This is a genomic window from Microcystis sp. M144S2 (genome assembly GCF_020246065.1).
Classification (GTDB): Bacteria; Cyanobacteriota; Cyanobacteriia; order Cyanobacteriales; family Microcystaceae; genus Microcystis; species Microcystis ichthyoblabe_A.
The window spans coordinates 13927-27188 of sequence record NZ_JADBTR010000094.1 but is presented as its reverse complement, the minus strand read 5'-3'; the positions used below and the strand labels follow the sequence as shown (position 1 = coordinate 27188).

Annotated in this window: 10 protein-coding genes and 1 pseudogene; 5 read left to right on the top strand and 6 right to left on the bottom strand. The window is 41.7% G+C overall.

Going from position 1 to position 13262, the window contains the following annotated elements:
* Window positions 1-459: 459 nt before the first annotated feature.
* The 4 genes from IM462_RS11840 to IM462_RS11825 all read right to left on the bottom strand — a co-directional run bounded on the left by IM462_RS11840 (window position 460) and on the right by IM462_RS11825 (window position 4124).
* Entirely contained in the window at window positions 460-1995 is a 1536-nt protein-coding gene (locus tag IM462_RS11840) for an oligosaccharide flippase family protein (RefSeq protein ID WP_287703992.1), read from the bottom strand.
* Window positions 1996-2027: 32 nt separating this feature from the next.
* Window positions 2028-2798 (bottom strand): FkbM family methyltransferase, encoded by a 771-nt coding sequence (locus tag IM462_RS11835; RefSeq protein WP_287703990.1) that lies wholly within the window; start codon window positions 2796-2798, stop codon window positions 2028-2030.
* Between the two features lie 86 nt (window positions 2799-2884).
* Window positions 2885-3205: a hypothetical protein gene (locus tag IM462_RS11830; RefSeq protein WP_287703988.1), complete on the bottom strand. Its 321-nt coding sequence runs from the start codon at window positions 3203-3205 to the stop codon at window positions 2885-2887.
* A gap of 148 nt (window positions 3206-3353) precedes the next feature.
* The gene (locus IM462_RS11825) at window positions 3354-4124 is read right to left on the bottom strand and encodes a Uma2 family endonuclease (RefSeq protein ID WP_287703986.1); all 771 of its coding nucleotides are present in this window, start codon (window positions 4122-4124) and stop codon (window positions 3354-3356) included.
* 248 nt (window positions 4125-4372) lie between these two features.
* On the opposite strand from IM462_RS11825, the gene IM462_RS11820 reads away from it, so the two are divergent.
* The 4 genes and pseudogenes from IM462_RS11820 (at window position 4373) to IM462_RS11805 (ending at window position 9949) form a co-directional block, all read left to right on the top strand.
* Entirely contained in the window at window positions 4373-6685 is a 2313-nt protein-coding gene (locus tag IM462_RS11820; protein WP_287703984.1) for a GumC family protein, read from the top strand.
* 415 nt (window positions 6686-7100) lie between these two features.
* A complete protein-coding gene (locus tag IM462_RS11815; RefSeq protein WP_287703982.1) occupies window positions 7101-8459 on the top strand; it encodes a hypothetical protein in 1359 nt (452 codons plus the stop codon).
* A 212-nt stretch (window positions 8460-8671) separates the two neighbouring features.
* Window positions 8672-9092 (top strand): annotated as a pseudogene (locus IM462_RS11810) (ISKra4 family transposase); the annotation flags it as partial.
* Between the two features lie 617 nt (window positions 9093-9709).
* Entirely contained in the window at window positions 9710-9949 is a 240-nt protein-coding gene (locus tag IM462_RS11805; RefSeq protein ID WP_287703980.1) for a hypothetical protein, read from the top strand.
* 76 nt (window positions 9950-10025) lie between these two features.
* Here IM462_RS11805 and IM462_RS11800 read toward each other — a convergent pair whose 3' ends face one another.
* Window positions 10026-10424 carry a YidH family protein gene (locus tag IM462_RS11800; RefSeq protein WP_069473834.1) on the bottom strand — a complete coding sequence of 133 codons (399 nt, stop codon included), beginning with the start codon at window positions 10422-10424 and terminating at the stop codon, window positions 10026-10028.
* 92 nt (window positions 10425-10516) lie between these two features.
* Window positions 10517-11335, bottom strand: coding sequence for a prohibitin family protein (locus IM462_RS11795; protein WP_287703978.1), 819 nt, complete (start codon window positions 11333-11335; stop codon window positions 10517-10519).
* A 615-nt stretch (window positions 11336-11950) separates the two neighbouring features.
* Here IM462_RS11795 and IM462_RS11790 point away from each other — a divergent pair.
* Window positions 11951-13249, top strand: a complete 1299-nt coding sequence (locus tag IM462_RS11790; RefSeq protein ID WP_287703976.1) for an O-acetylhomoserine aminocarboxypropyltransferase/cysteine synthase family protein — start codon at window positions 11951-11953, stop codon at window positions 13247-13249.
* The last annotated feature ends 13 nt before the right edge of the window (window positions 13250-13262 follow it).

The window sequence follows — 13262 nt, the reverse complement described above, 5'->3', positions numbered from 1 at the left end:
AGACCTCTTGCATAAATCCGAAAACAAACGATAGAAACAATAATGGGAGGGACTTTCAGTTAATTATTTATTAGTAGTTGATAATCTTCAAAAATGTTGCTGTACAAGGATCGACTTAAGACTTTTGCAAGAGGTCTAGTGGCTTAGATGTGTAATTAATTTTGCTTAGGTACTTATACGAGTATATTTGCTTGGAAAATATAGAAACAGCGTAAGGATTCAGGTGTCTCAAATGCAGTCACAGAGCGGCTTCTAAAATCTCAGAACTCGCTAAACTAACAGTTTCATTCTCAATAAGCATTCTCATTAAGGCTTTCAGCGTTTCTTAATGAGAATGAGGATTTGTCCATAATTCGCCTAAATGCTTACACAGCATGGGTTTGAATGCTTTTTGTATGACCTGAATCCTTACGAAACAGCTTTCTAGATAAACATATCAATCAGTTTAACATTGGTTGACTAACGCTCTTTTGACAGATTCAGCTTACCACAAAAAAGCAAGATAGCTCTATTTAAAGTTTTTGCTCTACCCGTACTACCAAAACATCTATTTTCCAGATAATAAACAAATAATATTCCAGAAAAATAAAAGATCATTAAAGAGGTAAATTGTGTGATCAATGTAGCTTTGATTGAATTGGTTACAAGGTGAATAAAAGTAGCTACAATCATTAAAATAATAGATGATATTAAGGGTTGGATTGTCCATTTGCTGAAAGTCAACCACTTCATATTATTATGAGCATGGCGCAACAAGTAAATGACTCCTAAAATCATCATCAATTGTCCGATAACTGCATATTTAAAACCAAAATTTAGTGACAAAAAAACGAAAAAGGGAAAATAGCCTAGATCAGTAATCATAACATAAACCCAGTTTTGTTTTGCATTTCCTTTACTTAAATTAAAAAAGAATGTAACTATAGCTTGTGCATGAATATAGCCTACCCAGCAAAAAATAAACAACTGAAAACTAGCTTTGCTAGAAAATCCAGCATTGACCATGATAGTCAATAAAGCTGGACCGGCAATAATCAGTCCTGAATAGACAAAACCTGCAATTAACCCAATAAACCAGCGCAAGCGGTCTTCTATTTGTTCTGCTACTACTTCTAATTTATCTCCTTGAGCCGAGAGCATGGGAAATAGATAAGAAGACTGTCCAACTAACATTTGGTGAACTGTTATATAAATTCTTTGAGCAAAGGTGTAAAAAGGTAAAGAAGAACTGCCAAATACAGAAGTTAAAAATATTTTATCAACACCATCAAAAAATATAACTTTTATCTGAGTCATGTAAACCCATTTCCCAAAAGACCAAAGCTCGATAAACATCGCTTGATCCCAGGAAGGAAGTGTCAAAAATCCCAGGATTTTAGTGACTATAAACCCCGTACATAAACAATTTAGTAAAGATAGAGTTAAACTAATTATTCCCAAGGTTAAAATATTGGGAAAGGCTTTCAAAAAAGTGATTCCCAAAATACCATTGGCTAACATAAAAGTAGTGTTGAGCTTTGTTTGCCAGTCAAATCTTTGAAGAGAAGCGAGAAATATCTTAAAATAACCAGTGATTTGTTGTAACAAAAATGCTAATCCTAATAATATACAGTACCAACGTCCTATATCAGCATTTCCTTGATATTTACTCCACTGAACAATCCAAGCAGAACCGAAAGCAAAAATACAAAACCCAAACAATCCAAAAGCCAGAGAAGTTGTAAAACAAACTCCTGCTATTTTCTGAATTTCTCCCAAATTATTTTCTTCATAAGCCCGACTAATCAACCGGGTTGCAGCCGCACCCAGTCCCAAACCACTAAAGGTGTTGTTAATGCCAACAATAGTAGCAATGGTAATGGCAAATCCAGCTTCCGCTTCTCCCAACCAGCGAATCGTTAACCCGGCAAAAAGGAATCCGAGGATAGCTGTCATGAGAGAACCAATGGCAGTCCACTTAGAATTATTAACAGCTTTGGCAAGTAGATCGCTCAACTTAAGTAAACTCCTTTTTGATACCGCTCTAATTACATAACATCAGTGTTCTTAAATATAGCATCCATTTGCAGTATTTCTGAAGGATTTTCATGGTATCGCCATTCAAATCCCTTGCCAACCATAATATATTTATTCTCTTCTAGTAGTTTGATGATTTCCCATAAATAGGGTTGCTCTCGATAAAACTGACGAAATGATAATTCAATCACTAAGTATTTGGATTTTTTTAGTAAATTCATACTGCCCTTTAAAACCTCAAGCTCAAAACCTTGAACATCTAGTTTAATTACATCAGGGATTGGTAGATTATCATTGGCATATATTGCATCTAAAGTTCTAATTTCTACCTCCTCCATATCCTGCTGGTTTTGCGAAATACTATTGGGAAAATATTTATTTTGTTCTTCAGAATCAAGAAAAGATGCTGAAGAAGTTCCTCCTTTAATTAATAACTTATCTTCCCTTTCACCTAATCCACAATGGTAAATAACTTTGCTAACTCCGGGTAAAGATAAAGATTGCAATTTTTCTTGATACTGAGATTGGGGTTCAAAAAAAACCACGTGTTCCAAAGTGGGACTCATTTGACTCAAAACATAAGTCCAGTTACCAGCATTTGCCCCTATATCACAGAGACACTTTGGTTGAATGAATTTCAGCAATACATCTATGGTCTCAAAACAATCTATATATCTGAATATACTTGATTCACATCCAAAATATTCTATTCTCTTCGATAGCCGAAACATCCTACTCGAGAGACCTTTTAAAAATTTAGCCAACAATAATTTTTGTTCCATGATAGTCAATTAATTATTTTGTCAATTAGTTCCACAAAAGGTTAGGTTAAATTGTCGAGACGCGACCGCCACCAGTTTCCTCAAGCTTATGATTGATTTTCTGGTTTAATTTGCCGAATCAAATAGCGAACTTCTGACAGCAAAACCTCAAAACGCTTGTCTGACTCTTCCTGTCTTTGCCTGATTTCGGCAATTTCTGCTTGCCGAGCTTCATTTTCTCGCTGTTGTTGAGCAGCTATTTGTAACAGTGCTTGTGCTGTCAACTGTAACCCTTCTACTGAATCTTTAACTTCCGAAACTGATTCTCGCAATTCCGAAACTGAGTCTTTGACTCCCGAAACTGAGTCTGCCAATTCATCTAGCATCTCATCTGTCCATCTGGAGTGTCCGGCCGAGCTTCTGGTCATGGCTGGCTTTTCTCCTTTTTTAATAACTGCTTACAATTCATTTATTATCAACGCAATCGCCAGCAATTTCCCAACATATTTCCTCTCTAAGCATAACAGTTGCCACCATAGCACACAATCAGCTAAATTGTAAAGCTGTATAGATTCTTCATTCAGCCTCCAGGTCAATTCCCATTGCCTTAAGTTGCGCCGCCAATCTGTCTGCCCTAGCTTTTTCTCCCTCAGCCCGCCGTTCAGCTTGTTCGGCTCGTTGTTCGGTTTGTTCAATCCGTTCACTACCCCACAATAGTAAATTACCTGATTGATCCCACCAGCGCAACCAATGAGCCATTACTGCTGCTTTTTTACCCTGCCATACTCCTAGAAATAAACCGATTTCTGCCAGCCAGTAACGATGATTCTCATCCGCTTTCTGTAACTCATACTTCCCTGCTACTAAGCGATAAACTTCTAATTCTCCGGTTTGTGGTTGAAAAATAATATAGAGAGGTACTTGTAAGATTCGCTCGTAGAAATACCACTTGCCATAGGGATAGTGGGGATTGATAGAATACTCCCCTCCCTCCGTTTCTGAGATGAATTCCATGACAATTGCTGGTACTTCCCCTTCTGCATGAGGCGTGTAGCTGCGGCGAATTTCTCCTTCTCGGATAGGTGCTACTGCGGGTACATAAACCCAATCGGGAGCTTTTACTACTGTCTTACCGCTAACGGTGGCGCAAATGCCAAAATTAGAAGCAATAAGACTCGCTTCCACAATTAAACTGGCTAATTCTAAAGATTCTCGCAAAGCCGCCGCGAGCAGGGGTTGTAGGGTGCTTTCCACTGGTTCATCAGGGAGGACAAAATCCGCTGGCAATTTCTCCCAGGTAATGGGGGGTAAAGTATCAGAGATGCGAGGTGCTAATGGGATTGTCATTTAGGCTCTCGTGTGATGGTGGTTATGGCGGTTTAGCTTGTGGCAGGATAGCACACAATTTGTAACCGTTCAGGGGGGGTATGTCAAGCCGCCAGTGGCATTGACTAGGTTAAACCCACCTTATTTGGTAATTACTGGAAAAACTAGGGTTATCATTGTAGCACGGTGTTATGATTGAGCGGTGACTAATCGAGCCAGATTGCTACCGGAAAATCTTTTAATACAGTTATCCCTTGACTATTTGATTAATGATGAACAACCAACAAAATGGGGCTTTAAAAACCCAAAGTCAAGCAAATCTGCCAGTTTTTGCCCAACCGGCTTTTATCCCCTCCCCGACGCAAGAAGAAGAGGAACTCAACCTGCGTCAATTCTTTTCTGTCATCAAGCATCGCTGGTGGTTAATCGTTGGCATCACCCTAGGGGTGACGGGTGCGATCGCTGCTTATACTTTCTTAAAAACCCCTATCTATCAGGGTAAATTCCTGCTGCTCATAGGTCAACCCATCGAGGAAAATAAAAGTTCTTCCAGACTGGCAGCCCAAGACATCCTACCTCAGTTAGGTGGAGAGAACATCGATTATGATACCCAAATCGCTGTTTTAACCAGTCCTCAACTCCTTAACCCCATCCTTAGTAAAATAACTCCTAAGTATCCCGATTTTACCTACAGTGATTTAATTAGTAAAACTGGCAAATCTAATCTCGAAATTAGTCAGTTAAAAGAGACGAAAGTTTTAGCAATTTCCTATCAAAATGAGGAACCGGAAAAAATTAAGTTGGTTTTAGACAATTTAGCCCGTCATTACCTCAACTATAGTTCTCAGGAACGAAAGACCGAAATTAATCAAGGCTTAGATTTTGTTAACGCTCAATTGCCCGTGCTGCAGGAACGAGTTAATTCTCTACAAAAACAAATGCAGCAATTTCGGCAGCAATACAATTTCCTCGATCCCGATAAAGAGGCGACTCGTTTATCACAACAGTTAACCAATACTGAACAAGATTATCGGGCAGCCCAAGTTGCCCTTAACGAAATTAACTCTCGCTATCAGGCTTTACAGCAACAGGTGGGATTGGCCCCCGATCAAGCAATTATCGCTACTTATCTCAGTGAATCTCCTGGTTATCAAGATTTGCTCAAGCAGCTGCAGGAAGTAGAAGTGGAATTGGCCAAACAATCGGCAGTTTTTGCCAAAGATAGCCCGATAATCGCCACCCTAGAGGAAAAACGCGCTAATTTACTGCCCCTACTGCAAAACGAGGCACAGAGAACCCTAGGGGAAAAACTGCCCCAGACAGTGGGTAATTCCCCGGCTTTGGTATCACGGAGTGCTCTGCGGGTAGAATTAACCCAGCAATTGGTGGAAGCCGCTAACAGTCGCCAAACCCTAGAAATTAAGGTAGAATCCCTTGCCCGGGCCCTCGAACAACAGAAAGCCTCGGTCAAAAATCTGGCGGTTTTAGCCCGTCGCTATACGGATTTGCAACGAGAATTGGAAATCGCCACCACCAGCCTTAACCGTTTTCTGGAGGAACAGCAAAAATTACAGCTACAGGTGGCACAACAGGTGGTGCCTTGGCAAATAATTTCCCCTCCAGAAGTAGGGGAAAACTCCGTTTCCCCTAAACCCGTGCGAAATCTGGCTTTAGGGCTTATCGGTGGCCTGTTATTAGGACTGGGGGCAGCCTTTTTAGCTGAAAGATTAGACCCCGTTCATCATAGTGCAGATGAACTAAAAGAAGATAGCAAACTGCCCCTTTTGGGCGCAATTCCCTGGCAAAAAGACCTCGGTACGGTCGAAAAAGTGATCACCGCCGCCCTACCCCAGTTAACAGTCGGCGATCGCAAAATTACTATCCCTAATACTACTGGGAAATCGGCCGACGAAAACCCCTCCTACTATAATTTCTCCCCCTTCTCGGAAGCTTTCCGCACTCTCAACACCAATATTCGCCTCCTCGGTTCCGATTCCCTCCGCAAGTCCCTCGTAATTAGTTCTGTTTCACCGGGAGATGGTAAAACCACCATATCAATAAATATCGCTAAGGCTGCCGCTCGTATGGGAAAAAGAGTCTTACTGGTGGATGCTGACCTGCGACGACCCCAGGTTCACCTGCGACTTAAGCTCGATAACGACCACGGCCTTAGTAATGTCATCGCCGAGAATCTCGATTGGAACGAAGCGATTCAACCTCTACCCGGCTACGAGAATTTATCGATTCTTACCGCCGGTTCAATTCCCCCAGATCCAACCCGCTTGCTTTCTTCCCAGAGAATGCAGGAGATGATCTCGCAATTACAGCAAGACGACGTTTTCGATCTAATTATCTACGATCTACCACCGATCGCCGCTTTTGCCGATGGGAAAATTCTCGCCGCCATGGCCACTGGCCTAATTCTCGTCACCAAACTGGGCAAAACTGATCGCTTTGCGCTTAAAAATCTGCTCGAAGATCTGAGATTATCCCACATTTCCGTGTTAGGTTTAGTGGCTAATAATGTTAGTCGGAAAGACCATAATTATCGTTACTATGGCCATTACTACGGCAAAAGATAATGTAATTAGTCACCGCAATAAGGACAGCCTTATTGAGAATGACCAAACATAGAAGTATTACCAGATAAGGGTTTCTCAATCAACAGAGGAAATACTTGTATATCCTTAAAATCTTCCTCAACCCTGAAACCCTTATTATTTGGTCGTTAGCCAGAAAAATTACAAGGGCAATAAATCTCCGAAACCATTGATAAGCAACGGTTGTGGGCTTTCAAAAGTCAGTTACTAATTACGCTTCACCTTGACAAGAGGTGGTAGAACAGATTAAATAAAGCATTGATAGTTGTGGAAACATAGATAAAAACTTAGATGGACTGAGCTAAAAGTTTTTATATTAACTTTTTGAGCCTTAACTATTGACAAAAATCCAGATTAAGCCATTAAGGTAAAGTTTATAACATGGGAGGTAGTCTCGGTGCAAAAGATAGCAGTTTATCAGCCAAAAGTATCTAGAAAAGCTTATGGTTTCAAGATTATTTCTACCATTATTTTCTATATCAGTCTTTTGTTGCTAACTTTTTCTGATTTTTTAAATGCCCAATTTGAGCTAGAAAAACGTACTGTGGTCAGGCTAGGTGAAACATCAGGTATGACTGTGAGTTTTGTTATTCTTGTGACTTCTGCACTGCTTATCGACCGGGATTTCCGTCGTCTACTTCTAGGCAAAACTGGAATTTTCTATGTAGCTGTCGTTATTTTTTATACCTTGATGGGCTGGCGAATTTTTGGTAATGATATTCCTTGGATCAGAATGGATTTATTGACTTTTTTGTGGCCGATAGGAGGTTTAGCCCTGTTTCGCATTATTGTCCAGTCCTACCGCCCCAAGGTACAATTGATGGCATTGATTGCCGTTCCTACTCTCTATATTTACTATGCTATTTCACTACAAGCTGAAAGAATGAATGTCCTGTCCACAGCAGGTTTGACAGCTAGAATTATAGATAATTCGGCCTATCACTATTCTGCCTTACTTCTGCCTCTAACTGGCATTGCTCTTGGGGTATTGTGTAGACAGGGATGGCTTTTGAGAATATTGATCTTGGGATTGGTGGCAATTCACCTTTATTCTTTAGGGTTTATCGGAGCAACTAGATCCATTGTCCTATGTATTTTAACTGTCCTAGTCTTTTCTAGTTTCGGCTTATCTTACACTATATCTGAGGGCGTACTAACATCTAAATCGTCTCTCAGAAAACCTAAACAATTTACCTATCTGTTATTGATTGTGAGTATTTTTATATTAAGCATCACGGTTTTTGTTGAATTTCAGCAAATGTTCATAAGCTTTTTCCAAAATTCTTTAATCTTCGACAGATTTTTTGATAGCCAAAATTATAATAGTCAACGAAATTCTGAATTGCGAATCGAGGAAGCAATCGATGGAATTAAATATTTTCAAGATATACTGGAAATTGTTTTTGGTAAAGGTTTAGGCTCTACGTTTCCATCAATTTTAGGTTATGAAATTAATGCTTTTCACATCGGAGTTTTAACCTTTTTACTCAAGGGAGGCATAATCATGTTTTCCTGTGTAGTCTTCACTCTATACATCAAACTTCCCCTATTATTTATAAAATCCGTTGTGAAACCGCACCGATTAGATTATCTCAAACGAACTGCTTTGCTCACCGTCCTACCTGGAGTGTTTGGGTGGGCTGTATTGCTGTTGCTTTCGGGTGGTTACAGTCCTTTTAACTTTTTAGGAGTTGGTTTTGCTTTCGGTACTTACTCGCATATTAGAAAGCATGGTCTGGGCATTTTCTTTGAGTAATTAATAAATCGACACAAAGCAATCTTTAGGGAGCATCTCACTTGTGCAATGAGTATTAATGCTTATGGCTGTCAAAAACTAGAAAATCTTGAAATTGATCACAAAGAGAAATGAGATTATAGCGGTTCTCACACCTGTGTGGCACAGTTTAACCTTTGCTAATGAAGCTTTTCACCATCGATAATGTATCTCTTGCGAACAGGAAACGCTATAACTTGCGAGAAATAGAGGAGAAGGTCAGAGATTTAATGATTCAGTATGTTAACCCAGAAATCGGTATTTTTTTATCAAAATAAGTACAGAAGAAACCGCCGGTCGAACGAGAAAAGTGAAAAGTATTTTAGGTGAATTACCAATTACAGAAAAACAAGCAAAGAAGTTAGAAGTAAAGCCGAGAACTCGGATGATTCCAATGTTAGAGAAGAACTGTTTGCTATTAAGTGGCGATGAAGATCTGAGAAATCGGAGCAGAAAATCAAATCATTGACAGGAATTGCTGTTTCTCACAGTACCCAACAACGCCTCTTACATCGCTAGGATTTTGAAGAATTACCCTCTAACCTAGAAGTCGAAGTTGAAGAAATGAGCATAGATGCCGGTAAGGTACGACTAAGAGCCACCAAGGGAGTTGCCCAAGAATCTCGGCACTTTTAGGGCGGAGATTGTCAATTGTTAAGTGGTTAGCTGAGTTTGTTTACCTACAAGAGGCGGCCTATCTAATACCATTTCCCTAAATTAAAACTACACATCGAATTTAAGTCACCCTTTTTAAGGGGGATTTAGGGGGATTAAACTTCTGTAGTCAGACTTTGGAGAATTGGTATAAGTAGCTGGTTATAATTAAATTAAAAATGGATTTTGCCTTGAATCCCCCCTTGATCCCCCCTTGATAAGGGGGGTGCCGATAGGCGGGGGGATCCCCCCTGCCCCCCTTGATAAGGGGGGTGTCTGACAACTTTTAACGCCTACCTACTTAACAGTGTTCGCAGTAGGGGGAAGATTGTTATTAAAAGCTTGTCAACCAACCTATTTACCGCCAGAGTGGATGGTATTGATGATGGTGGCGATCCTCGTTAAGTTGGGGCTTTTCTAAGGGTGTTGTGGTGGAATAGGTCTAGCGGCAAGGGATTTTCTCAATTTTTTAGGAGCGTGTCAACCGTTATACTCCGGGAGGATGGGCGACTGTGACATAATTGGTGACTAGGTACGGTAAGAGTCGCTAGTGAACCCCGTTAGCCTTGGAGACTTCCTTGCTAGACACCATTTCCACCCTATCCCCAAAACTAACAGCGATCGAATCCACGGGAAATCCTCTCCCGAAAGTTGCTACTTGTTCCTCTACCTGTCGTTACTGTCGGTTTTATAAGTTTCAGGGGAGAGGAAATGGCTATTGTCAACGCTTGGGAGTCCCTGTTCACAGTCATTGGCGCGCCTGTCCTTTAATTTGTCCACCTTTTGCCCCTTCTTGGGAAAGGTCGGAAAATGGGTAATTCTAAATAGTTATCTGGATTTTACAGCCTGTATCGAGCAATTTTTCCCCATCCCGCTCCCTGCGAGGATGGGGTTTTAATCGAAACCGATGCTTTCCACTCCACCGCTATCGGGACTGGTGGCGACAAAATAGAGAATTCCCGACCCGAGACAAGCGATCGCTATACTAAAGCAAATAATCCAGACTTGAGCGGGTTCGTAGCTATTACTATCGATCGCCCGCCGGATGAGAAAATATCGGCGCGTGGCGATGACAACGGTTAATAATCCCACCATAGCGAAGACAAAACCCAACAACCAACCTAGTCCTAGAGATGACAAAGATGCTGTCCGTAAACGCAAAATGACTAGACCAAAACCCATCAAAGCGATGGAAGCACGCATCCAAGACAGATAGGTACGTTCGTTGGCCGAATGATCTCGCCAGTAATCAGGGTTAAATTTCTGCTTTGTCTTTCGGGATTTAAACAGCATAGAGGAGTTCCTCGCAGTGAAGTTCAATAAAATTAAGTATTCTTTCTTCTGGTTTTAATAAATTGTTTTTATCATCTGGTCATTAAGGATTCTTAAGTCTTCTTCAAGCCACTTTTTCGCTTATCTTTAACCAATTCAAGGGACTTGAGCAGATTATCATCCATAAATAGGGGGAGTTTACCGTCCCATCTTTCGATCGCTTTGTTCTGTAAAACTTCCGGACTTAAGGAATCTTGGAGAATGCGATGAGCTGCCGCCTCTCCCTTGGCCAGATTGATTTTTACTTCCGATTCTTTCAAGGCTTTCAACACCATAAAACCGGCTTTTTTAGCTTCCTGTTCGGCAATTTGTTTGGCTTCCACCGCATCGGTAAAGCGATCGGAAAAATTGACATGAACCAAAGAAATATCATCGACACCGATATGATAATTTTTCAGTCTTTCGCTCAAACGAATATCTACTTCTCCTTTCACCTCCTCCCGTTTAGTAATTAATTCTTCGGCGGTATATTTAGCCATAACTGCCTTAAGAATTTCCTCCACTGCTGGATCGATCACTCGTTCGATGACAGCCGCTTCATCGCCAATTTGTTGAAAAATAGTATTAACTTCTGATGCTAAAATATGCCAATTCAGGGCCACATCTGTGAATACTTCCTGTAAGTCTTTGGAGGAAGCTTCGGCCGCTATCTGTTGTTTTTGGATTCTCACACTTAGTTTTTTCACCGTGTTAACAACCGGAATAATCCCGTGAATGCCCTCATTAAGTATCTGATCTTGCACCTGTCCAAAAACCATTAAAACCCCTCTTTCTCCCGCATTGACAATCACGAAGGGATTAAAAATAATCGCCAAGATTAATAACAAAAAAAAGATATTACTGGGTCTAGATAAAAGACGAATTTTGAGCATTTTAATTGAGAATAGAGATGGTTGACAGTATAAGTTTACATATAAATAAAAGGGCTGATTTTATCTATTTTAAGAATTTTAGCAACTAGAAAATAAAGGTAAACTTGTCCTATATTATTTAGATGAAGTCAGATTTATTCTCGTCCATTCTCTCCCTTCTGGCTGGCAAAATATCGAGAAATACTTGTCTATTTGTAGTTACCATAGTCGCCGATTAAATGTTTTATTAATCATGAATTAAAACGATCATCTCATTAGTTTTAATCAGAAAGTTGACTAAAAAAGCATTTATCTATCCAAGAAAGCGTCCGAGATTATCCAGAAGCAATTATAACAAAATTTCCTTTGTCTTAAATGGTACATTCTCATTACCCCAGTCTAGCTGTTTTCCTTTGTAGCAATTACCTTAACACAATCTAATTTCGGCATAGAAGATATTTTGTATACAGGATATCTCGATAAATTGACTCCCAGAAGATGGCGATGATAGAAAAATACAGTAAGCAGATAAGCCCACTGTACCCATTCCATCCCCTAAGGAGGTCATTTAATCACCCCTTGTCCTTGATCGCACAGATCGAGGAATTTATCCTTTATTTCCCTCCCTGAACGCCCATGTCTGACCGTTACCGTTTCGAGACGCTGCAAGTACACGCCGGCCAGGAACCTGCCCCCGGAACCAACGCCCGCGCCGTTCCCATCTATCAAACCACCTCCTACGTTTTCAACGATGCCGACCACGGGGCGCGACTGTTTGCCCTAGAAGAGTTCGGTAACATCTACACCAGGATCATGAACCCGACCACCGATGTCTTCGAGAAGCGGATCGCCGCTTTAGAAGGGGGTGCGGCGGCCCTGGCCACCTCTAGCGGTCAGGCGGCGCAATTTCTAGCGATCGCTAATATTGCCGGTGCGGGGGATAATATCGTTTCCACTAGCTACCTCTACGGCGGAACCTATAATCAGTTCAAAGTCTCCCTACCGCGTTTAGGAATAAATGTCAAGTTCGTCGATGGCGATGAGGCCGAAGCTTTTCGAGCGGCGATCGACGATCGCACTAAAGCTTTATATGTAGAGACGATCGGCAATCCCCGATTTAATATTCCTGATTTTGCCGCCCTGGCCCATATCGCCCACGAGAACGGCATTCCCTTGATCGTCGATAATACCTTCGGCTGCGGCGGCTATCTCTGTCGCCCGATCGAACAGGGGGCCGATATCGTGGTGCAATCGGCCACCAAATGGATCGGCGGTCACGGCACTTCCATCGGCGGAGTAATCGTCGATTCGGGTAAATTCGACTGGGGAAACGGCAAATTTCCCCAGTTTACCGAACCCGCACCGGGTTATCACGGGTTGAATTTCTATGAGGTATTCGGACCGTCCGGCCCTTTGGGCAATATCGCCTTTATTATCCGGGCGCGGGTGGAGGGATTGCGGGACTTCGGACCCGCCTTGAGTCCGTTTAACGCATTTTTACTGCTACAGGGATTGGAAACCCTCTCCCTACGGGTCGATCGTCATGTATCCAATGCGTTGGCCTTGGCGAACTGGCTCAAAGAACAGCCACAGGTGGAATGGGTGGATTATCCCGGATTACCGGAACATCCTTACCACGAACGGGCGAAGAAGTACCTAAAACACGGCTTCGGCGGGGTTTTAGCCTTCGGGATTCGGGGCGGTTTCGAGGCCGGGCGGAATTTTATCAACCGGGTGAAACTAGCTAGTCATCTCGCCAACGTGGGGGACGCAAAAACCCTGGTTATCCATCCCGCCTCGACGACTCACCAGCAGTTAAACGAAGAAGAACAGCGATCGGCGGGAGTAACGCCCGAATTAATCCGCATTTCCGTGGGTTTGGAACATATTGACGATATTATCGAGGATTTCCAGCAAACTTTCCAGAGTTTATAACCCACCACCCCGC

What these genes read in the sequence shown, in the direction of transcription:
- IM462_RS11825 (WP_287703986.1), bottom strand. Translation starts at nt 4,124, where the DNA reads ATGACAATCCCATTAGCACCTCGCATCTCTGATACTTTACCCCCCATT.
- IM462_RS11790 (WP_287703976.1), top strand. Translation starts at nt 11,951, where the DNA reads ATGTCTGACCGTTACCGTTTCGAGACGCTGCAAGTACACGCCGGCCAG.
- IM462_RS11835 (WP_287703990.1), bottom strand. Translation starts at nt 2,798, where the DNA reads ATGGAACAAAAATTATTGTTGGCTAAATTTTTAAAAGGTCTCTCGAGT.
- IM462_RS11800 (WP_069473834.1), bottom strand. Translation starts at nt 10,424, where the DNA reads ATGCTGTTTAAATCCCGAAAGACAAAGCAGAAATTTAACCCTGATTAC.
- IM462_RS11830 (WP_287703988.1), bottom strand. Translation starts at nt 3,205, where the DNA reads ATGACCAGAAGCTCGGCCGGACACTCCAGATGGACAGATGAGATGCTA.
- IM462_RS11820 (WP_287703984.1), top strand. Translation starts at nt 4,373, where the DNA reads ATGATGAACAACCAACAAAATGGGGCTTTAAAAACCCAAAGTCAAGCA.
- IM462_RS11795 (WP_287703978.1), bottom strand. Translation starts at nt 11,335, where the DNA reads ATGCTCAAAATTCGTCTTTTATCTAGACCCAGTAATATCTTTTTTTTG.